The following is a 20,428-nucleotide window of genomic DNA, read 5'->3' as shown; positions in this document are numbered from 1 at the left end:
CGCTACCGCGGTGGGGCGGGATCGGTGAGGGCGTCGGCGACGAGGTCGGCGGCCGTGCTGGTGCGGCTGCGGCGGGCCCGGTCGTAGTGCTGGGTGGTGGCGATGGACGCGTGCCCGACGTCGGCCTGCACGTGCTGGATGGGGGCGCCGCGCTCCAGGGCGATGGTGACGTAGGCGTGGCGCAGCGCGTGCGGGTGCACCCGGTCGGCCACGCCGTCGAGGGCGGGCCCGGCGGCGGTCGCGATGCGACGCAGCAGGGAGTACAGGTCGGCGCGGGCGCAGCGGCCGCCGGTGCGGGTGGCGATCATCGGTGAGCGCGGGCCCGCGGCGCGGCCGCGGGGCACCGGGACGGCGTCGCCGCCGAGGTGGTCGCGCTCGGTCAGGTAGGCGCGCAGCGCCCGGCGGACCGGTTCGGTCAGGTAGACCTCGCGGTGCAGCCCGCCCTTGCCCAGCACGCGCAGCACCTCCTCGCCGCCGCTGCGGTAGAGGTCGGCCCGGTCGAGCCCGACGACCTCGGAGATCCGCAGGCCCAGGGTGAGCAGCGCGACGACGGCGACGGCGCGGTGGCGGTAGAGCGCCGCGTGGCCGCCGCGCCCGTGGTCGAGCCCGGCCGCGGCGTCCAGCAGGGCCCGCAGGTGCTCGGCGGTGAGCCGGACGGTGGGCGAGGCGTCGCGGGCGCCGGTGGACAGCCCGAGCCGGGAGCGGTTGACCGCCGCGGGGTTGGCCGCGACCACCCCGACCTCGACCAGGTGGCCGTAGAGGGCGGCGACGGTGGAGAGCATCCGCTGGCGGGTCCGGCGCCGGGCCCCGGCGGCGTCCAGGGCGTGCAGCCAGCCCGTGACGTGGGCGGTGGTCGCGGCGCGCGGGTCGAGGGCGTGGCGGGCGCACCAGCGCAGCCAGGCCAGGTCGTGCAGCGGGCCGGGGGCGGCGGCCGGGGGGCGGGCTCGACCGGGCGTCGGCGCGCGCGGCGGGTCGACCCACTCGACGGGCAGCCCGAGCGCGTAGGCGTAGGTCCGCCGGGTGCCGGGGTTGGCGTACTGGGACAGCCAGTCGAGCAGCTGCGCGCGCAGCGCCTCGGGGTCGTCGACGCCGGGCCAGGCTGCCCCGGCGTCGGGCCGGGCATCGGGAACGGCCGGGACGGCGGGTGGTGCGGCGAGGGCCTCCAGGACGGCGAGCCGATCGCCCGCATCGCTCACCCCGGGCCCCCTCCGCCGTCCGCACCCACCACATCGGACTCTACCGGGACGGCGCCCTCGTTCGGGCCCGCCGCACGTTCACCTGGCCGGACGTGTGTCGCTGGTTCCGGGCGGCGCGCGTCGTCCCTAGGGTTCGCCGGGATCAGCGCCTCAGGAGGATCGATGCTCAGCCGCGCACCACTGTTCGGTGGCAAGAACCGCGTGACCTTCAGTCTGCCCGCCCGCGAGCCGGCGGGGGTGGTGAGCGTGGTGGGCGACTTCAACTCGTGGGAGCCCGGGCGCCACGAGCTGGTGCGCCGCCGCAACGGGACGCGCAGCGTGTCGGTGGTCCTCCCGCCCGGTGAGCACCGCTTCCGCTACCTCGCCTCCGACGGCGTGTGGCTCGACGACGAGACCGCGGACGAGGTGGGCCCGGACGGGAGCTGGGTGCGGGTGCAGGCGCGCCCCCGCGCCACCGACTAGGGACCCGGCCTCGGCCCTCAGGCCGCGGCCGAGACCGCGTGCACGCGGGGGACGACCTCGGTGCCGAGCAGCTCGATGCTCCGCAGCATCGTCGGGTGGGACATGATGCTGCTGGTCATCTGCACGGTGAACCGGGAGACGCCGCCCAGCGCGGTGGAGATGTCGGCGATCTTCGCGGCCACGGTCTGCGGGCTGCCGATGACGAAGGGGCCGCCGGGTCCGCGCTGGGCGTCGTAGCCGGCACGGGTCACCGGGGCGAAGCCGCGCTCGGCGCCGACGCGGGTGAACAGCTCCGCGTGCCCGGGGTAGAAGTCGTCGGCGGCCCGCTGGTCGGTCTCGCCGACGAAGCCCACGGCGTGCACCCCGACGGCGAGCTTCTCGGCGGGGTGCCCGGCCCGGCGTCCGGCCTCGCGGTACAGGTCGACCAGCGGCCGGAAGCGGCGCGGGTCGCCGCCGATGATCGCCACCATCAGCGGCAGCCCGAGCACCCCGGCCCGGACGAACGACGCCGGGGTGCCGCCCACGCCCACCCAGATGGGCAGCTCCCGCTGCACCGGGCGCGGGAACACCCCCTGCCCGGTCAGGGGGGCGCGGTGGCGGCCCGACCAGTGCGGGTGGGCGTCCTCGCGCAGGTGCAGCAGCAGCTCCAGCTTCTCCTCGAACAGCTCGTCGTAGTCGGCGAGGTCCAGGCCGAACAGCCCGAACGCCTCGGTGAACGAGCCCCGCCCGACCACCAGCTCGGCGCGGCCGCCGGAGATGAGGTCGAGCGTCGCGTAGCTCTCGAAGACGCGCACGGGGTCGTCGGCGCTGAGCACCGTGACCGCGCTGCGCAGCCGGATCCGCTCGGTCAGCGCCGCGGCGGCGGCGAGCACCGTGACGGGTGCGGAGTCCAGGAAGCCCTCCCGGTGGTGCTCGCCGATGCCGAAGGTGTGCACGCCGGCCCGGTCGGCCTGCACGACCTCGGCCAGCACGTGCTGCATCTGCTCGGCGGGCGGGACGGCCCGCCCGTCGGCGGGGTCGGTCACGGCGGCGACGAAGTTGTCGATGCCGATCTCCATGCCGGTCCGGGTGCCGGGTGTCGTGCCGGTCATCGCGGGCTCCTTCGGGGGTGGTCGGGTGGTGGTCAGGCCCGCAGGCCCATGGCGGCGGCGAGCCGCAGCGGTGCGGCGGCCTCGCCGTGGCGGCTCAGGCGCTGCAGGGTGCGCCCGAGCAGGAGGTGGGCGTAGGCGTTGGCGGGGTCGGCGTCCAGCACGGCGCGGGTCTCGGTCTCGGCGCGCCCGAGCTGGGCGGAGTGGTAGTAGGCGCGGGCCAGCAGCAGGCGCACGGCGAGGTCGTCGGGCACCTCGGTGGCGAGCTCGGCCAGCAGGGTGGCCGCGGCGTGGAAGTCCTTGGTGTCGAACAGGCCGTGGGCCTGGGCGAACCGGGCCGCGACCGGCAGTCGGAGCATGCTCATCTGGCGTCTCCCGGGCCACTTACTTCAAGGTTCAACATCTCTGGCGCTCGGTGAGCGCTCCCGGGGCGCGTGGTATTCCCCCACCTGTCCTGCCTCGCTCCGCGAGGCGCCTACCTGCGGCGCAGCCCGCTCACGAGGAGGGCGAGCAGGCGCTCGGCGCGGGCCGAGCGCTGCGGGGAGTCCTGGGCGGCCCAGGCGATGGCGCCGACGAGCTTGAGCACGTCGGCGTCGTCGGCGTCGTCGGTGATCGCCCCCGATCGGCGCGCCCGCTCCAGCAGCGCCGCCCCCGTCTCGATCCGGCCACGATCGTCGTCGAGCAGGAGGGAGTCACTCCCGCCTCACCTCAACGGCCTGAGTCGCGCCCCTGGTAGCTCAGGGTGCGCCTTCCTGGTCGGGGTCGCTGTAGTACTCGCCGAAATCGGGCGGATATGCCCTGAACGGCAGCGATGTGCTTCTTGGCCCGCGAGTTGGGCTACGGGTTCTTGTGCCAGGGAGCGTCTGGGTCGGCGAGGGTGTCGAGCAGGAGTTGGCACCAACGGCAGTCCTTCACGACCTACTCCGGGGGCGACCCGGCGGAGTGCTTCACCGAGTCGGCCTTGTTCGCAGGCCGGGATCGAGTTCATATGTCCGTTGCCGCTGAAGGTCGTCCCTGTCCGCCCGACATCGGAGCAGTGCGGCCAGACAGACTTCAGCGGCAACGGACGCATGAGGCCTGTGTCGGTGGAACCTGGTCGCGCGCGAGATCGGTTGATCGGTTGCGGTGGCGTTCACGGGGTCGCGGTTGCTGAAGGCTTTGGGGCGGTTGGTTTGGTGAACCACCCGGCGTAGGTGAGCAGCAGGCCCGTCACGGCCAGCATGCCGAAGAAGATGCGGGCCAGGATCACTCCGGTCGGCGAGAGCATGGTGGCTTCGGCGCCCGACGCGACCGTCGCGGGGGCGACGATCAAGAGAAATCCCCGCAGGGCGACGAACCAACCGAACAGTGACACGGTGACCGCGAGTGGTCCGCGCCAACTGCGGTGGCCGCCGATGATGACCAGCCCGGCACCGAGCATGAGGGCGCCGAGCAGCAACACCAGGATGGGCTGGGCGAACAGGTCGTCGACGATGTCCAGCCCTTCGGGCAGGCGGATCGCGTAGATGGTGGTGAAGGTCGCGACATAGGGGCCGATGACGCGGGCGAAGGCCCGAGTGCGCTCCTGCGCTTCGACGGTGGCGGTTGACACGGTGCTCCTTGCCTTCGGGTGCGCGGGGTTACTGGCTGCCCTCGACGGGTTGTCGCCGATCTGCGTCGGGCCGGTAGCCGATCTGGTGAAGCACGGCGCGCAGGAACCGCTCGACCTCACCGGCCGTGCTGGTGTCCGGCCGGACGGCCAGGTGTTGCCAAACCGCACCGGTGAGCACGTCCAGCAGGATGTCCGGGTCGCTGTCGACGGGCAGTCGTCCGCGGTCGCGGGCGCGTTCGAGCACGTCCCGGCGGGCTTGGTCGCGGTGCCTGCCGAACTGGTCGTGGTAGGCGCGGGCGAGTTCCGGGTTGTCCTCGATCGCCCCGTAGAGGCGGCGCAGGAGGCGGCGTTGTCGTGGGTCGGTGAGGACGAGAACCCACCCGGCCACCAACTGCTCGACGTCGCGGATCTCCGGGCTCTGCGGAGGATTGCCGTAGGCCGCCTCGACCGTGGCGATCAGGAGCCGGGTCTTGTCCGGGAACCGCCGGTAGACGGTGGCCCGGGTGACCCCGGCCCGCCGGGCGACCTGCTCGATGCTGGTCGCCTCCGCGCCACGCTCGATCAACAGCTCCAGCGCGGCGCCCAGGATCGCCGCATCGGCTTCCTTGCTCCGCGGCCGGCCAGGAGCACGGTCATCGGTCCCCATGCCCACTACAATACAGTGCAGATCTGTATCGAAACAAGCGGCGACCGGTGTGAACCGCAGCGTGCATCGGCATCCACTGCGGCGGGCCGCCAAGCAGGCCGGCCGCCGTCCGGTACACGGCCCGGGTCGGACTTGGAGGTGCGGGCGAGTTCTGCCGACGCGATGGCGTCGAAGCGCGGGCCCGGCCGGAGCACGTGTACCCCCGCAGCCGCTCCAGCTCCTCCTCGGCGAACACCTGAGTCGCCACCGCGACTCCTCCGCCCAGCGCGCGGCGACGATCCGCGCGCCTGGTCTCCGGCCGTCGACCAACGAAACATCCGTTTCGTTGGTCGGAAGTTCAGTTCGCTCAACTGGAACCGGTTAATTGGTTCGCTAACTGCGAACTGCTAGGGTCCGCCACATGATCGACGACGCCGTGCGCTGCGGGTACAGCCGATGCCGCGCCGAGCTCCCCGCCCCGGGCCCGCAGGGCGGGCGCCGCCGCACGTTCTGCCGCGACACCCGTTGGCCGGGCGGGCGGACCTGCGCCCAGATGGCCCGCGCCGAGCGCGACGCCCTCGACGCCCTCGGCCTGGACTCCGGGCGCTCCGCGTTCGGCCTGGACGCCGACCGGCTCCGCGAGCACCTCGACGCGGTCCGCGAGCCGGTGACGGTGCTGGCCGCGGCGCTGGAGCAGGTGACGGCCCGGCTGGCCGAGATCGAGTCGCAGGCGCTGGTCGCGGTGGAGACCGCGAACCGGGCGGCCGCGCAGGCCCAGGCCGAGCAGGCCGCGGCGATGGAGGCCGCGGAGCAGGCCACCGCGAAGGCCGTGGCCGCGGCCCGGGCGGCCGACGCGCGGGCCGAGCGCGCGGAGCGGGAGCGGACGCAGGCGGTGGACCGGGCCACGGCGGCGGCCCGCCAGGCGATGGAGGCCACCGAGGCGTTGGGGGCGGCGCGCCAGCAGGCCGAGCAGGCCGTCGCCGACCGCGACGCCGAGCGCACCCGCGCCCGGGAGGTCCTCGCCCGCGCCGACGCCGCCACGGCCGCGGCGACCGCGGCGGCCCAGGAGGCGCTCGTGCGGGCGGGGGAGGCGGTGGTCGAGCGCGACGCCACCGTACGACGCGCCGGTGAACTGGCCGCGGAGCGCGACGGCGCCCGCACCGAGCTCGTCGCCGCCCGCGCCGACGCCGCGGCTGTGCGCGGCGAGCGCGACGAGGCCAGGGCCCGGGCCGAGCGCGCGGAGGTGGCGCTGGGCGAGCTGCGGGCCGAGCGGGAGACCGCGGGCCGGGAGCTGGGTGCGGCCCGCGACCGCGTCGAGTCGCAGGCCCAGCTGCTCCGCCGCGCCGAGGCCGACCTCGACCGCGCGCGGACCGAGCTCGCCGAGGCCCGCGCCGCGCAGGACACCGCCGGGGGTGGGGCGGTGATCGGCCTCGACGAGCTCCGCGCCCTGATCACCGCCGCGGTCGGGGGCACCCCGGGGCCGGTGCGCGACTGAGCGCCCCCGCGCCGACTCCACGCGGCCGGGCGGCGCGGGGGCCGCTACGGTCCCGGCGTGGAGCTACTGATCTGCGAGGAGATGCTGCTGCTCGCGCTGGACGGGGAGAAGGGCGGCACGACCTGGTTGTCCGGCTGGACCGCGCTCACCGGCGGCGTGCTCGTCGACGCCATCGCCGCCGGCGCCGTGACGGTCGAGGACGAGACCCTGCGCCCGGGCGAGGAGCCCGCCCACCCGCTGCTGCGCCGGGTGCGCGAGGCCGTGGCCGCCGAGGGGCAGCCGCGCACGGTGGGCGACTGGGTGCAGCGCCTGCCGATCGTGCTCGACCCGCTGGTGGAGGCGGTGGCCGCGCGGCTGGTCGAGGACGGCGTGCTCGGCGAGGAGCACGGCACGATCCTGGGCCTGATCCCCACCACCCGCTTCCCCGAGGTCGACCCCACCGCGGAGCAGGTGCTGCGCACCCGGCTGCGCTCGGTCCTGGTGCAGGGCGCCGAGCCGAGCCCGCACGACCTGCTGCTGATCGCGCTCGTCGAGCCGGCCGGGCTGCTGGCCACCGCCACCGGTGAGGACGAGCGGGCGGTGCGCCGCGCGGCCCGCAAGCGCGGCGCGGAGCTGGCCGAGCGGGCCACGACCGACCCCGACGGCGGTGCGGCGGTGGCCGCGGTGAGCTCGGTGACCAGCGGCGCGGCCCTCGCGGCGATGATGGGCGCGGTGGTCGCCACGACGGCGGCGCACACCTCCACGACCACGACGTCGACGTCGACGTCGACGTCGACGTCGCCCACCGAGGACTGACCCGGGCGGGACGCGGTCAGACCAGCGGGCTGGCCACCAGCACGCGGACCGCCTCGGCCACCGCGGCGCGGCGGGCCACCCGCACCGCGGTCTCGATCGGGCGCAGCGCGGCGCGGCGAGCGCTGGCCGCCGAGGCCGACAGCGCCCCGCCGGGCTCGTCGACCGCGGCCGCGCCGAGGATCGCCTCGACCTCGTCGGCGTGCTGGAGCACCCGCAGGGACTGCGCCGGCATGCCGACCGGCCACAGCGACGCCGGCCGGGCGCGCAGCGCGGCGGCGATCTCCTCGCGCACGCCGGGCCGGTGGCGTGCCACCCCCAGCGAGGTCAGGATCGACGCCGAGCGGCGCACCTCCTCGCGCAGGTCGCGCTCGGTCTGGGCCAGCGGCACGAACTCCGGGGGCGGTCCGTGCTCGGGCAGCGGGTGGACCGTCCAGCGGATCACGCCCTCGGCGATGCGGGTCGGCACCAGGCCCAGCCCGGCCTCGCCGAACACCACGCCCTCGCCCACCGCGGTGGCGTGGCGGCTGAACGGGCCAGGGCCGGGCAGCCCGCGCACGTCGCCCGGGGCGGGCAGCACCAGCCGACCGGGCGAGCGCGGGGTGGTCCGGCGCAGCGCGGCGAGCAGGAACGCCACCGACGACACCGGGGTACCGGGCGCGGACAGACCGGTGGCGCTCGCCGTCGCCGGGTCGGCGGCCTGGACGTCGTGCGCCTCCGCCCAGGGGCTCAACGCGTCCAGGACGTCGTCCGGGGCGACGGCGCCGGCGAGCCACGCGGACGCCCAGACGGTGAAGGTCGCGGAAGGGCAGGCCACGTGGCCAGGCTAACCAGTGCCGGCCCCGCACGGCAGGGCCACCGAGCCGATGTCGTCGGGTACTCCGTGTAGACCCGGGTCGGGGCGCCCACCGGTCGTCGGGCGGGGGCCGAGCGGTCGCCCGGGTCGCCGGAGGGCGGCGTGTCGGAGCCGGCGCGGGTGAGCGCGCGCGGTAGAAACCCGGGCATGGCACCGGCCGAGTTCGCCGACTACCGCGGCGTGTTCCGCGCCGACGGCACCCGCAACCGGGTGCGCCGCCGGGTGCCCGAGGTCCCCGCCGAGGTCGGGCTGGTGGTGGAGGACCCGGGCAGCGGCTTCTGCGGCGCCGTCGTGGCCGCCGACGTGCGCCAGGTCACCCTGGAGGACCGCCACGGCCGTCGCCGGGTGTTCCCGCTGCGCCCGGCGGCGTTCCTGTTCGAGGGCGCCCCGGCCACGCTGGTGCCGGTCGCGGCGAAGCCGGCCGGGCCGGTGCGCTCGGCGTCGGGGTCGGTGAAGGTCACCGACCACACCGCCCGCGTCGCCCGCGCGGCGCGGATCTGGGTCGAGGGCCTGCACGACGCCGAGCTCGTCGAGCGCGTCTGGGGCCACGACCTGCGGGTGGAGGGCGTGGTCGTGGAGCCCATGCACGGCATGGACGACCTGTCCGGCGCCGTCGCCGGGTTCGGGCCCGCCCCGCAGCGGCGCCTGGGCGTGCTGGTCGACCACCTGGTCGAGGGCAGCAAGGAGACCCGCGCCGCGGCCGCCGTCGCCGGGCCGCACGTGCTGGTCACCGGCCACCCCTACGTCGACGTGTGGGAGGCGGTGAAGCCCTCGGTCGTCGGGATCCGGGCGTGGCCGCGGGTGCCGCGGGGCACCGACTGGAAGGCCGGCGTCTGCGCGGCGCTGGGCTGGGGCGAGCCCGCCGACGGGGCTCGGCGGGTGCTCGGGGCGGTGCGCAGCTTCCGCGATCTGGAGACGCCCCTGATCGGGGCGGTCGAGCGACTCATCGACTTCGTGACCGAATGAGCGCGCACCGGTCCCGCGGTGGCAGGATCGGGGTATGACTCCCGCGGTGATCTGGCTGGTCCTGGGCCTGGTCCTGATCGCGGCCGAGGTGCTCTCCGGCGAGTTCGTGCTGGTGATGCTCGGCGGTGCCGCACTGGCCGCGGCCGGGGTCTCGTTCTTCGTCGCCGGGGTGCTGCCCGGCGCGGTGGTCTTCGCCGTGGCCGCGGGGCTGCTGGTGTTCGCGGCGCGCCCGGCGCTGCGCCGCCGCCTCGACCACGGCATCGAGCACTCCACCATGCACGCCAAGGCCCTGGTCGGGGCGAGCGCGGTGGTGGTGTCGCGGGTCGACGGGCACGGCGGGCGCATCAAGCTGCGCGGCGAGCTGTGGTCGGCGCGCTCGTGCGACGGCCACGAGGTGATCGAGGAAGGGGCGACGGTGACGGTGATGGACATCGCCGGGGCCACCGCCCTGGTCGTCGGCCGGGACTAGCCCCGACCGACGGGACGCGCCGGAACCGGCGGCGTCCCACCGCGACCGCGGGGGGCGGTCGCGAGGCAGGCGAGGAGGACGTTCGTGGAACCGAACACGGTATTTCTGGTCATCGCGGCCCTCGTGGTGGTCCTGGTGGTGATATCCCTGGTCAAGGCCGTGCAGATCATCCCGCAGGCCACCGCCGCGGTGATCGAGCGGCTGGGCAGGTTCAAGGGGACCGCCGCCCCGGGACTGGTGTTCATCGTCCCGTTCATCGACAAGGTGCGCGAGCGGATCGACCTGCGCGAGCAGGTCGTCTCCTTCCCGCCGCAGCCGGTGATCACCCAGGACAACCTGACGGTCAACATCGACACCGTCGTCTACTACCAGGTGATCGACCCCAAGGCGGCGGTCTACGAGATCAACGACTACATCTACGGCGTCGAGCAGATCACCATCACCACGCTGCGCAACGTGGTCGGCGGGATGAGCCTGGAGGAGACGCTGACCTCCCGCGACGCCATCAACACCGTGCTGCGCGGATCGCTGGACGAGGCCACCGACCGCTGGGGCATCCGGGTGGCCCGGGTGGAGATCAAGGCCATCGACCCGCCCGCGTCGATCCAGGAGTCGATGGAGCGCCAGATGAAGGCCGACCGCGAGAAGCGGGCGATGATCCTGACCGCGGAAGGCCAGCGGGAGTCGGCGATCCGCAGCGCGGAGGGTGTGAAGCAGAGCCAGGTCCTGACCGCCGAGGGCGCCAAGCAGGCCGCGATCCTGGGCGCCGAGGCCGACCGGCAGTCCAGCATCCTGCGCGCCCAGGGCGAGCGGGCCGCGAAGTACCTGCAGGCCCAGGGTGAGGCCAAGGCCATCGAGAAGGTGTTCGCGGCGATCAAGGCCGGCAAGCCCACCCCGGAGATGTTGGCCTACCAGTACCTGCAGACGCTGCCGGAGATGGCCCAGGGCGACGCCAACAAGGTCTGGCTGGTGCCCTCGGACTTCGGCAAGGCGCTGGAGGGCTTCACCCGCATGCTGGGCGCGCCCGGCGAGGACGGGGTGTTCCGCTTCCAGCCCTCCGCCGACGACGGGCGGCCCAGCGCCCCGGCCCAGGACGACGAGGAGGTCCGCGACTGGTTCGACACCAGGACCGACCCGGAGCTGGCCAAGGTCGTCGCCGACGCCGAGGCCCAGGCGCGCCAGGAGGTGCCGCCGCTGGGCGCACCCCCGCAGGCCTCCGCGCTGGGCGCGCACGCCCGCCCCGACCTGCCCTCCCGCCCGGCCGACCCGGAGCTGACCGCCGGTGCCGCGCCCCGCCCCCCGGCCGACCCCGCCCACCCGAACGGCCGGTCGGGCTGAGCGCCGGCTGACCGGCTAGCCGGGAGCGGCTGCCTTGGCCATGGCCTTGCGCAGCCGCTCCACGCAGCTGTCCAGGCCCCAGCGCGCGGCCAGCGCGTCGAGGGCGTCGTCGTCGACCGGCGCCGCGGGCAGGGTGTCGGCGCGGTCGAGCTCGACCGGGGCGTCCAGCGCCACCCGCACCACCGGCTCCACGACCGCCAGGTAGGGCGCGGCGGCGGCGAGCTTGGCGCGCACCGGCGCGGCCATGCGGGTGTCGGTGCGGTCGATGACCGCCGCGCGCAGCTCGGCCCACGAGTCGAACCGGCCCACCAGCGTCGCCGCGGTCTTGGCGCCCACCCCGGGCACGCCGGGCAGGCCGTCGGAGGGGTCGCCGCGCAGCATCGCCATCTCCGCGTACGCCTCGCCGGCCCGCGCGAGCGGCACCCCGTACTTCGCCGCGACCTCGGCCGGGCCGAGCAGCTCGGCCTTGTTCAGCCCGCGCCCGATGTAGAGCAGGCGCACCTCGACCGGCTCGTCGCGCACGATCTGCATGAGGTCGCGGTCGCCGCTGACGGCCAGCACCGGGTCGGTGCGCTCCGCGGCGGCGAGGGTGCCGATCACGTCGTCGGCCTCGTGGCCCTGCGCGCCGCCGGTCGCGATGCCCGCCGCGGCCAGCACCTCCAGCAGCACCGGCACCTGCGGGGCGAGCAGGTCGGGCACCTCCTCGGGCAGCCCGGCCGGGGCGGTGTCGGGCTCTCCGGGCACCCGGTGCGCCTTGTAGGACGGCAGCGCCGCCACCCGGAACGCCGGGCGCCAGTCCAGGTCCAGGCAGGCCACCAGCCGCGCCGGGCGCCGCTCGGTGATCAGCCGCGACACCATGTCGGTGAACCCGCGGATCGCGTTGACCGGGGTGCCGTCCGGCGCCGTGATCGTCTCCGGCACGCCGTAGAACGCGCGGAAGTACATGCTCGCGGCGTCGAGGAGCATGAGGGGCTTGGTCGACCGAGCCGGGCCAGCATTCACCGCGCCAGCTTGCCCGAATACCCTTGCCGCCATGACATCGGCGCCCCCGCGTTCCCCGGCCGTGCCGACCGAGCTGCTCGCCGACCGCCTGCGGCGGGCCGGCGAGGTGGCCGCCGGGCACGACGTCGACCTGCTGCTCATCACCCCCGGGACCGACCTGCGCTACCTGCTGGGCATCGGCGGGGAGTCGCACGAGCGGCTCACCTGCCTGGTGCTGCCGGCCACCGGGCACCGGGCCCCGCCCGCGCTGGTGGTGCCCAAGCTCGAGGCGCCCGGACTGGCCGGTGTCCCGCTCGAGGAGCTGGGCATCGAGGTCGTCACCTGGACCGACGGCGAGGACCCGCACCTGCTGGTCAGCGACCTGGCCGGCGGTCCGACCCGGCTCGCGGTCGCCGACGCCATGCCCGCCGCGCACGTGCTGGGCCTGCGCGACGCCCTGCCCGAGGCCGCGCAGACGCTGGCCGGGCCGGTGCTGCGCGAGCTGCGCATGCGCAAGGACGCCGCCGAGGTCGCCGAGCTGCGCGCCGCCGCGGCGGCGATCGACCGCGTGCACGCCCGCATGGGCGAGTTCCTCAAGCCCGGGCGCACCGAGGCCCAGGTCGGGGCGGACATCTCCGCGGCGATCCTGGAGGAGGGCCACACGTTGGCCGCGTTCGTCATCGTCGGCTCCGGGCCCAACGGCGCCAGCCCGCACCACGACGTGTCCGACCGCGAGATCGGCTCCGGCGACGTCGTCGTCATCGACATCGGCGGTCCGCTGCCCAGCGGCTACTACTCCGACAGCACCCGCACCTACGCGGTGGGCGCCGAGCCCGCCGCGGCGGTCCGCGAGGCCTACGCCGTGCTGCAGGACGCCCAGCGGCGCTCCGTCGCCGCCGTGCGCCCGGGCGCGAGCGCGGAGTCGATCGACGCCGCGGCCCGCGAGCCGATCGTCGCGGCGGGGCTGGGCGAGCGGTTCATCCACCGCACCGGTCACGGCATCGGCCTGGACGTGCACGAGGACCCCTACATCGTCGCGGGCAACGCGATCGCGCTGGAGCCGGGCATGGCGTTCAGCGTCGAGCCGGGGGTGTACTTCGCCGGCGAGTGGGGCGCGCGCATCGAGGACATCGTGGTGGTCACCGAGGACGGCTGCGAGAGCCTGAACAACCGCCCCCACGACCTCGTGGTGCTCTAGCGGGTCGACCGAGCGGGAGCGACCGCCCGGTCACGCGGCGGGGGTCTGCACGGTGCGCTGCACCTGCAGCCCCCCGTCGACCGGGACGCAGGCCGCGGAGGCCAGGGACGAGCGCACGAACTCGCCCACGCAGCCGCCGAACGCGGCCTGCCCGGCCGCCGAGGGGTGGAACGACTCGGCGGCCACGTGGTAGGCGGCGGCGTCCAGACCGCCGTAGGCGAACGCGTGCGGGTCGACGGTGAGCCGGCGCTGCCACTCCTGGGCGGGGTCGGGCCGCGAGCAGGCCTCGCGGCCCTCGGTGGCCCGGGTCATGTCCAGGAAGCGCGCCCCGGTGCGCTCGGCCACCCCGGCCAGCGCGGCCGACAGCCGCGGGAACAGCGTGGTGCGGCCCCACCCCGCGTCGGCCCGGCTGTAGGGGCAGCCGATCAGCCCGGGCACCCCGACCATGTGCTCGGTGCTCGCCGCGGCGTAGGAGGACAGCACGAGCTGGTAGCGGTCGGGCCGGTAGCCGGCGCGCTCCATGGCCCGGCGCACGTCCTGCACGGCGCCCTGCACCTTCACCGCGGTGGCCGCCATCCGCTCGTCGAGCAGCGGGCCCACGCTCTGGCGGCAGGGCGGGGTGGTGACGTCGAGGAACGCGCGGATGCAGGCGATGGCGGTGGCGACCAGCGCGGCGTCGTCGTTGCTGCCCAGCTGCACGAGCACCGTGGTGACCCGGTAGCGGGTGGCCACCTCGACCAGCCGCTCGGCCTGCGAGCCCTCGGCGCTGTCGGTGCCCGGGCCGAACGCGACGTCGGCGGAGTCGGCCCCGGAGCAGGCCAGGTTGACCGAGCGCTCGGCCAGGCCGGTGCGGTGCACGTAGGCGTGCGCGGAGCGGTGGCACCAGTTGCCGCCCTCGCCGCGCGTGCCCTCCTCGTAGTCGCCCGCGCCCTCCCCGGAGGCGACGCTGTCGCCCAGGACCACGACGGCCGTCGGGCGCGGGTCCGCGGCGGCGGACGGCGCGCCGAGCAGGGCGGCGCCGAGCAGCGCGCAGGCGGCCAGCGCCGCGACGGTCACGGCGGGGCCGGGGCGGCGGGGAGTCCGGGTCACGGACAGGACGCTAGGGCGGTCGCACCCGCCCTGGCCAGTGCGTTCACCGCCGCCTGTGGACAACCCGACGCCTTCGCCCGACCGGGGGATGTGGGCATGACGCAGCGTGGACACGATCCCACCGCCGGCCCAGCCGGTCGGGCCGGTTCGGGTCGGCGCGGCGGGGGTGGCGGCCTCGACCCCGGCCGGGCGGGCCGAACACCGGGGTCGCGCTCAGGGTCATCACCGAGTGCCGGGCAGCGCCACGACGGCACAGTTGTTGTCAGGAACATCGCAGAAACGCGAGTTCCGGGTAACCGACCGACCACTCGGGAACCCGACACGGGAAGACACCCGAGAGAAGGAGTCACGACGTGACGACGCCCGCCACCCGCAGGACGATGACCCGACCGCGAAACGGCAGGATGATCGCCGGCGTCTGCGCGGGCCTGGCCCAGCGCTTCGGCTGGAGCGTGTTCATGGTCCGGCTGCTGTTCGTGCTGTCGATCGTGCTGCCCGGCTCCCAGGTGATCGCGTACCTGGTGCTGTGGCTGTTCATGCCCAACCGCGACCACTGATCATCAGGTAGACCGCGGGGGGCCCCCCCACCGGGCGGGGGGGCGCGGGGGCCCCCCCCCCCGCCGCCGCGTCGTTCCCGGAGGCCGTCGAGACCGACGGCGAGCGCATCACCTGGACCGGCTCGGCCGCGCAGTCCCTCGAACGCCCCGGTGCGGTGCTCGACCTCGCCGGGGCGACGATCACCCCGGCGTTCGTGGACGCCCACGTGCACGCCACCGCCACCGGCCTGCTCGTCGACGGCCTGGACCTGACCGGGTGCCCGTCGCCGCGCGCCCTGCTCGACGCCGTAGCCGCCCGCGCCGCGGCCCGCCCCGGCGCGCTGGTGTGGGGCCACGGCTGGCAGGAGCTGGACTGGCCGGGGCCCGCGCCCGACCGCGCCGCTCTCGACCGCGCCGCCGCCGGCGCACCGGTCTACCTCAGCCGCGTCGACGTGCACTCCGCACTGGTGTCCAGCGCGCTGCTGGAGCGGGCCCCGGCCGCCGTCGGGGCCCGCGGCTGGTCGAGCGGCCCGCTGAGCACCCAGGCCCACCACCACGCCCGCCGCGCCGCGCTGGCCGCCGTGGACGCCCGCACCCGCGAGGCCGCCCAGCGCGCCTTCCTCGCCGACACCGCGACCCGCGGCGTCGGCGTCGTGCACGAGTGCGCCGGGCCCGACATCTCCTCGGTCGCCGACCTCGCCGCGCTGCTGGCGCTGGCCGGCGAGCTCGGCCCGGACGTCGTCGGCTACTGGGGGCAGGCGGTGCGCACCGCCGACGAGGCCCGCGAGCTGCTGGCCGCCACCGGCGCCCGCGGGCTGGCCGGCGACCTGTTCGTCGACGGCTCCCTCGGCTCGCGCACGGCCGCCCTGCGCGCCCCCTACGCCGACGAGCCCACCCACGCCGGGCACCGCTACCTCGACCCCGACGCGATCGCCGCGCACGTCGCGGCCTGCACCCTGGCCGGGGTGCAGGCCGGCTTCCACGTGATCGGCGACGCCGCCGCCGACGCCGCGCTGGCCGGGCTGGGCGACGCCGCCCGCCGCACCACCGCGCGTGCGCACCCCGCCCACCGCATCGAGCACCTGGAGATGCTCGACCCCGCCCAGGCCGCAGAGCTCGCGGCGCTCGGCGTCGTGGCCAGCGTGCAACCGCTGTTCGACGCCTGCTGGGGCGGCCCGACCGGCATGTACGCCGAGCGGCTCGGACCCGACCGCGCCGCCGGGATGAACCCCTACGCGCGCCTGCACGCCGCCGGCGTGGTGCTCGCCCTGGGCTCGGACGCCCCGGTGACCCCGGTCGGCCCGTGGGAGGCCGTGCGGGCCGCCGTGGCGCACCGCACCCCCAGCTCCGGGCTCACCGCGGCGCAGGCCCTGACCGCGCACACCGTCGGCGGGCACCGCGCCGCGGGCGACCGCACGCCCACCGCCGGGCGCCTGGTCGCGGGCGCGCCCGCCTCCTACGCCGTCTGGGACGGCACCGACCCGCTGGGCGGAGCGCCCGGCACCCCCCGGTGCCTGCGCACCGTGCAGCGCGGCCGGCTCCTGCACGACACCCTGAGCGACACACCGGGGTCGGCCGGGTGATCGCCACAGCGGGTGTGGCACCATACGCGCCGTGACGGACCGGACGGCCACCGCGAGCGCAGCCCCCTCGGGCGTGCTCCGGTGTCCGGGCTGCTGTCGCTGCTGTCGCAGCTGACCGCACCCCGCTCCCGTCCGCCCCGGCCGCTCCGGCCCCGCACGTCTGCGACGTCCCCGTGATCCCTGCGCCGATCCCCGCGTCCGCGTCCGACATCCCCGTGCCCGACCTGCGCGGCCGCACCGTCCTGGCCCTGCACGCCCACCCCGACGACGAGTCGATCTTCACCGGCATCACGCTGCGCCGCCTCGCCGACGCCGGCGCCCGCACCGTCCTGGTGATGGCCACCGCCGGTGAGCTCGGCGAGTCGCGGGTGCCCCTGCGCCCGGGGGAGACGGTGGCCCAGCGCCGGGTGGCCGAGCTCGAACGCTCCGCCGAACTCCTCGGGGTGTCGCGGCTGGTGCTGCTCGGGCGGCGCGACTCCGGCGCGCCCGGCGGCCCGGCCGGCACCCACCACCGCGCTCTCGCCCTCGGCGACCCCCTGCAGCTGGCCCGCCGCGTCGCCGAGATCGCCGACGCCGAGGGCGCCTGCGCGCTGCTGCACGACGACGAGCACGGCGTCTACGGCCACCCCGACCACCGCGCCGCGTTCCGCATCGGCGCCGCGGCCACCGACCTGCTCGGCATCACCGGCTACGGCGTCACCGTCGACCGCGAGTACCTGCACCTCAGTGAAGGCGGCCCGCACCTGGTGCACGGCGCGGCCCAGTGGGCCGCGGTGCCCTACGGGCGGGCCACCTGCGAGATCGCGCTCGCCGTCACCGGCGACGCCGGGCACCTGGCGTGCAAGCGCGCCGCGATCACCGCGCACGCCAGCCAGCTCGACGAGGCCGACGTCCCGCTGGAGGGCTTCGCCGACACCTACGGCTACGAGTGGTTCCGCCGCCACGGCGGCCCCGCCGGCCCCGGCGTCCTGGACGCGCTGGGCAACGCCCACCTGTTCGCCATCGCCTGAACGGGCCGACGATCGCATCCGAGCCGCCGTCACGGTGGGTTGACACCGGACACGTACGCTCCTTAGCCGTGGCCGCACCCGCCCTCGACCCGAGCGCCGACCCCGCCGCCGAAGCGGGTCCCGCCCCCGGGCGGGCGGGCGGGCAGGCGGGGCGGCTGCGCCGGCTGCTGACCAGCCGCCACCCGGGCCCCGGCGCCACCCCGGTCTGGCGGTGCGCGCGGGTCGCCGCGGCCGCGGGCGGCGGCGTGCTGCTCTACCTCAGCTTTCCGCCCTACACCACCTGGTGGCTGGCGCTGCCGGCGTTCGCGCTGCTCGGGCCGGTGCTGTGGGGCCGCGGCGCGCGCAGCGGCTTCGGCTACGGCTTCCTGTTCGGGATGGGGTTCCTGCTCCCGCTGCTGAGCTGGACCTCCATCTACGTCGGCCCGGTCCCGTGGGTGGCGCTCACCGTCGCCGAGTCGGCGTTCATCGGCCTGGCCGCGGCCGGCATGTCCGTGGTCTCGCGCCTGCCGGGCGCTCCACTGTGGACGGCGGCGGTGTGGGTGGCGGGGGAGGCCCTGCGCGGGCGGGTGCCCTTCGGCGGGCTGCCGTGGGGCCGGGTCGGCTTCGGCCAGCCCGACGGGCCGCTGCTGCCCATCGCCGCGATCGGCGGCGAACCGCTGCTGTCCTACGCCGCCGTGCTGGCCGGGCTGGCCGCGGGCGAGCTGGTGCGCAGGCTGGTCGTGCACCGCTCACCGGTGAAGGGCAACCCGGCGATGCCCGCACTGGCCGTGGCCGCCGCACTGGCCGCCGGTCCGCTGGCCGGGCTGGTCCCACCCACCCCGGGGACCCCGCAGCGCACCATCACCGTCGCGGCCATCCAGGGCAACGTGCCCCGCCTGGGGCTCGACTTCAACGCCCAGCGCCGCGCCGTGCTCGACAACCACGTCAAGGTCACCCGGCAGCTGGCCGACGAGGTCGCCGCGGGCACCCGCCCGCAGCCCGACATCGTGATCTGGCCGGAGAACTCCAGCGACATCAACCCGCTGCGCAACCCCGACGCCGCGGCCGCCATCGACAGCGCCGCCCGGGCCGTCGGCGCGCCCGTCCTGGTCGGCACCGTGCTCAGCAACCCCGACGCCACCACCACCAACTCCTCGCTGGTCTGGGAGGCCGGGACCGGCCCGGTGGCGCGCAACGACAAGCGCCGCGTGCAGCCCTTCGGCGAGTACATCCCGTGGCGCGGCTTCTTCCGGCTCTTCTCCTCCTACGTCGACCGCGGCGGCAACTTCGTCGACGGCACCGGCTCGGGCGCGGTCGACATGGCCGGGGTGCGCGTCGGCGACGTGATCTGCTGGGAGGTCGCCTTCGACGACCTCGTCGCCGACAGCATCGACGCCGGCGCCACGCTGCTCGCGGTGCCCAGCAACAACGCCACCTTCGGCCTGTCCGACATGACCTACCAGCAGCTGGCCATGTCCCGGGTGCGCGCGGTCGAGCACGACCGCCCCGTCGTCGTCGCCACCACCAGCGGGGTCAGCGCGATGATCGCCCCCGACGGCACCGTCACCCAGCGCACCGGCCAGTTCGAGCCGGGGATCCTGGTCGATCAGCCGACGCTGAAGGACACCACTACGCTGGCCACCCGGTGGCGATCCGCACCCGAGTGGGTGCTGGTCGCGTTGTCAGTGGGGGCCGTCGTCGTCGGGGTCGTTGTCCGGCGACGAGGCAGGCGCGGCAGGAAGGACGAGCATGGCTGAGCCCACGGGGGCGGTACTGGTGGTCATCCCGACCTACAACGAGCGGGACAACCTCCGACCGCTGCTGGCTCGGCTCCACCGGACCGTGCCGGGCGCCTCCGTCCTGGTCGTGGACGACGCCAGCCCGGACGGCACCGGGGACCTGGCCGAGGAGCTGGCCGCAGCGGACCCGCGGATCGAGGTGCTGCACCGCACCGCCAAGTCCGGGCTGGGCACCGCGTACCTGGCCGCGTTCGCGTGGGCGATGGAGCGCGACTACCCGGTCATCGTGCAGATGGACGCCGACGGGTCGCACCCGCCCGAGGCGCTGCCGTCCATGTTGGAGGCCCTCGCCGACGCCGACGTGGTGATGGGCTCGCGCTACGTGCCCGGCGGCGAGGTCCGCAACTGGCCCGTGCACCGCGAGTGGCTCTCCCGCGGCGCGAGCCTGTACTCCCGGCTCGCGCTGGGTATCCCCACCCGCGACGTCACCGCAGGCTACCGGGCGTTCCGCCGCCAGGTGCTGGCCGAGCTCGACCTGGACTCGGTCGCCTCGCAGGGCTACTGCTTCCAGATCGACATGACCTGGCGGGCGCTGCAGGGCGGGTTCCGCGTCGTCGAGGTGCCGATCACGTTCACCGAGCGCGAGCGCGGCAAGTCCAAGATGAGCGGCGCGATCGTCGGCGAGGCCCTCTGGCAGGTCGGGCGGTGGGGGATCCGGCGGATGCTGGGCCGCCCCGGCCCGACCACCCGCACCGCCCCCGCGTCCGACACCGACGAACCCGACGCGGCCTCGCAGAGCGCGCCGAAGGCCGTCCCGACCGCCGCGTCGTCCGCGCCCGCCCCGCAGGTGCCCGTGGACGACGACGCCGTCTCCGACGGCCCCGTGCGCGCGTGAGCGCCGCCGAGAGCGCCCCCGAGCGCGAGACCCTCACCTGGGAGCTGTTCGGCACCGCCAGCCGCGAACTGGCCGAGATGGTCGCCGACGACGGCTACCGCGCCGACATCGTGCTGGCCATCGCCCGCGGCGGGCTGTTCGTGGCCGGTGCCCTGGGCTACGCGCTGGACGTGAAGAACCTGCACGTCGCCAACGTCGAGTTCTACACCGGCGTCGACGAACGGCTCCCCGTGCCGATCATGCTGCCGCCGGTGCCCAACGCGCTGGACCTGTCCGGGGCCAAGGTCCTCGTCGCCGACGACGTCGCCGACACCGGGGCGACGCTCAAGCTGGTCCGCGACTTCTGCGCCGGCGTCGTCGCCGACGTGCGCTGCGCGGTGGTCTACGAGAAGCCGCACAGCACCGTCGAGTGCGAGTACGTGTGGCGCCGCACCGACCGCTGGATCAACTTCCCGTGGTCGACCGAACCCCCGGTCGTGCAGCGCGAGGGCCAGGTCCTCGACGCCTAGCGTCGAGCGAACGGCGCGGTCGCCCCACCCC

At 75.8% G+C, this 20,428-nt stretch carries 21 protein-coding genes and 1 pseudogene; 13 read left to right on the top strand and 9 right to left on the bottom strand.

The window, feature by feature from the left end; translation table 11 throughout:
- Positions 1 to 2: 2 nt before the first annotated feature.
- Entirely contained in the window at positions 3 to 1,196 is a 1,194-nt protein-coding gene (locus KDL28_RS34140) for a tyrosine-type recombinase/integrase (protein WP_252445325.1), read from the bottom strand.
- Positions 1,197 to 1,397: 201 nt separating this feature from the next.
- Here KDL28_RS34140 and KDL28_RS34135 point away from each other — a divergent pair, with 201 nt between their 5' ends.
- On the top strand, positions 1,398 to 1,658 hold the full coding sequence (locus KDL28_RS34135) for an isoamylase early set domain-containing protein (protein WP_372497155.1): 261 nt from the start codon (positions 1,398 to 1,400) through the stop codon (positions 1,656 to 1,658).
- A gap of 17 nt (positions 1,659 to 1,675) precedes the next feature.
- Here the strand turns inward: KDL28_RS34135 and KDL28_RS34130 are convergent, their stop codons facing one another.
- From KDL28_RS34130 to KDL28_RS34115, 5 genes are all read right to left on the bottom strand, one after another.
- Positions 1,676 to 2,749: an Atu2307/SP_0267 family LLM class monooxygenase gene (locus tag KDL28_RS34130; RefSeq protein WP_252445321.1), complete on the bottom strand. Its 1,074-nt coding sequence runs from the start codon at positions 2,747 to 2,749 to the stop codon at positions 1,676 to 1,678.
- 32 nt (positions 2,750 to 2,781) lie between these two features.
- Positions 2,782 to 3,111, bottom strand: coding sequence for a tetratricopeptide repeat protein (locus tag KDL28_RS34125; protein WP_252445320.1), 330 nt, complete (start codon positions 3,109 to 3,111; stop codon positions 2,782 to 2,784).
- Between the two features lie 110 nt (positions 3,112 to 3,221).
- Positions 3,222 to 3,407, bottom strand: a complete 186-nt coding sequence (locus KDL28_RS42305; RefSeq protein WP_372497161.1) for an SbtR family transcriptional regulator — start codon at positions 3,405 to 3,407, stop codon at positions 3,222 to 3,224.
- A 471-nt stretch (positions 3,408 to 3,878) separates the two neighbouring features.
- Positions 3,879 to 4,337: a hypothetical protein gene (locus tag KDL28_RS34120; protein WP_252445318.1), complete on the bottom strand. Its 459-nt coding sequence runs from the start codon at positions 4,335 to 4,337 to the stop codon at positions 3,879 to 3,881.
- A 28-nt stretch (positions 4,338 to 4,365) separates the two neighbouring features.
- Positions 4,366 to 4,983, bottom strand: a complete 618-nt coding sequence (locus KDL28_RS34115; RefSeq protein WP_252445316.1) for a TetR/AcrR family transcriptional regulator — start codon at positions 4,981 to 4,983, stop codon at positions 4,366 to 4,368.
- 400 nt (positions 4,984 to 5,383) lie between these two features.
- Between KDL28_RS34115 and KDL28_RS34110 the strand changes: the two genes are divergently transcribed.
- Both KDL28_RS34110 and KDL28_RS34105 read left to right on the top strand, forming a co-directional pair.
- The gene (locus KDL28_RS34110) at positions 5,384 to 6,457 is read left to right on the top strand and encodes a coiled-coil domain-containing protein (protein WP_252445314.1); all 1,074 of its coding nucleotides are present in this window, start codon (positions 5,384 to 5,386) and stop codon (positions 6,455 to 6,457) included.
- 57 nt (positions 6,458 to 6,514) lie between these two features.
- Positions 6,515 to 7,252 (top strand): GOLPH3/VPS74 family protein, encoded by a 738-nt coding sequence (locus KDL28_RS34105; RefSeq protein ID WP_252445312.1) that lies wholly within the window; start codon positions 6,515 to 6,517, stop codon positions 7,250 to 7,252.
- Between the two features lie 16 nt (positions 7,253 to 7,268).
- On the opposite strand, the gene KDL28_RS34100 is transcribed toward KDL28_RS34105, so the two are convergent.
- A complete protein-coding gene (locus KDL28_RS34100; protein WP_252445310.1) occupies positions 7,269 to 8,066 on the bottom strand; it encodes an Rv1486c family protein in 798 nt (265 codons plus the stop codon).
- A gap of 186 nt (positions 8,067 to 8,252) precedes the next feature.
- Here KDL28_RS34100 and KDL28_RS34095 point away from each other — a divergent pair, with 186 nt between their 5' ends.
- The 3 genes from KDL28_RS34095 (at position 8,253) to KDL28_RS34085 (ending at position 10,878) form a co-directional block, all read left to right on the top strand.
- Complete coding sequence (locus KDL28_RS34095) at positions 8,253 to 9,071, top strand: DUF3097 domain-containing protein (RefSeq protein WP_252445308.1); 819 nt, start codon at positions 8,253 to 8,255, stop codon at positions 9,069 to 9,071.
- A 34-nt stretch (positions 9,072 to 9,105) separates the two neighbouring features.
- Positions 9,106 to 9,540 (top strand): NfeD family protein, encoded by a 435-nt coding sequence (locus tag KDL28_RS34090; protein ID WP_252445306.1) that lies wholly within the window; start codon positions 9,106 to 9,108, stop codon positions 9,538 to 9,540.
- An 84-nt stretch (positions 9,541 to 9,624) separates the two neighbouring features.
- Positions 9,625 to 10,878 (top strand): SPFH domain-containing protein, encoded by a 1,254-nt coding sequence (locus KDL28_RS34085; RefSeq protein WP_252445304.1) that lies wholly within the window; start codon positions 9,625 to 9,627, stop codon positions 10,876 to 10,878.
- A gap of 15 nt (positions 10,879 to 10,893) precedes the next feature.
- On the opposite strand, the gene KDL28_RS34080 is transcribed toward KDL28_RS34085, so the two are convergent.
- Positions 10,894 to 11,844, bottom strand: coding sequence for a 5'-3' exonuclease (locus KDL28_RS34080; protein WP_252445303.1), 951 nt, complete (start codon positions 11,842 to 11,844; stop codon positions 10,894 to 10,896).
- Positions 11,845 to 11,911: 67 nt separating this feature from the next.
- Between KDL28_RS34080 and KDL28_RS34075 the strand changes: the two genes are divergently transcribed.
- Positions 11,912 to 13,057 (top strand): M24 family metallopeptidase, encoded by a 1,146-nt coding sequence (locus KDL28_RS34075; protein ID WP_252445301.1) that lies wholly within the window; start codon positions 11,912 to 11,914, stop codon positions 13,055 to 13,057.
- A 30-nt stretch (positions 13,058 to 13,087) separates the two neighbouring features.
- Here KDL28_RS34075 and KDL28_RS34070 read toward each other — a convergent pair whose 3' ends face one another.
- Positions 13,088 to 14,146, bottom strand: coding sequence for a GDSL-type esterase/lipase family protein (locus KDL28_RS34070; protein WP_252445299.1), 1,059 nt, complete (start codon positions 14,144 to 14,146; stop codon positions 13,088 to 13,090).
- A 353-nt stretch (positions 14,147 to 14,499) separates the two neighbouring features.
- Between KDL28_RS34070 and KDL28_RS34065 the strand changes: the two genes are divergently transcribed.
- From KDL28_RS34065 to KDL28_RS34040, 6 genes and pseudogenes are all read left to right on the top strand, one after another.
- On the top strand, positions 14,500 to 14,703 hold the full coding sequence (locus KDL28_RS34065; RefSeq protein WP_252445297.1) for a PspC domain-containing protein: 204 nt from the start codon (positions 14,500 to 14,502) through the stop codon (positions 14,701 to 14,703).
- Positions 14,704 to 14,858: 155 nt separating this feature from the next.
- Positions 14,859 to 16,265: an amidohydrolase gene (locus tag KDL28_RS34060; RefSeq protein ID WP_308216103.1), complete on the top strand. Its 1,407-nt coding sequence runs from the start codon at positions 14,859 to 14,861 to the stop codon at positions 16,263 to 16,265.
- A 173-nt stretch (positions 16,266 to 16,438) separates the two neighbouring features.
- Positions 16,439 to 17,275, top strand: coding sequence for a PIG-L deacetylase family protein (locus KDL28_RS34055; RefSeq protein WP_252445295.1), 837 nt, complete (start codon positions 16,439 to 16,441; stop codon positions 17,273 to 17,275).
- A gap of 68 nt (positions 17,276 to 17,343) precedes the next feature.
- Entirely contained in the window at positions 17,344 to 19,011 is a 1,668-nt protein-coding gene (lnt, locus tag KDL28_RS34050) for an apolipoprotein N-acyltransferase (protein ID WP_252445293.1), read from the top strand.
- Positions 19,004 to 19,720 (top strand): annotated as a pseudogene (locus KDL28_RS34045) (polyprenol monophosphomannose synthase); the annotation flags it as partial. The gene lnt and the pseudogene KDL28_RS34045, both read left to right, overlap by 8 nt.
- Before the next feature lie 164 nt (positions 19,721 to 19,884).
- A complete protein-coding gene (locus tag KDL28_RS34040; protein ID WP_252445291.1) occupies positions 19,885 to 20,397 on the top strand; it encodes a phosphoribosyltransferase in 513 nt (170 codons plus the stop codon).
- Positions 20,398 to 20,428: the final 31 nt, after the last annotated feature.

Origin of the sequence: Pseudonocardia humida, from assembly GCF_023898865.1 — a bacterium.
GTDB classification, from domain to species: Bacteria; Actinomycetota; Actinomycetes; order Mycobacteriales; family Pseudonocardiaceae; genus Pseudonocardia; species Pseudonocardia humida.
The sequence above is the reverse complement of the archived record's forward strand: the minus strand, read 5'-3'. Positions and strand labels throughout refer to the sequence as shown.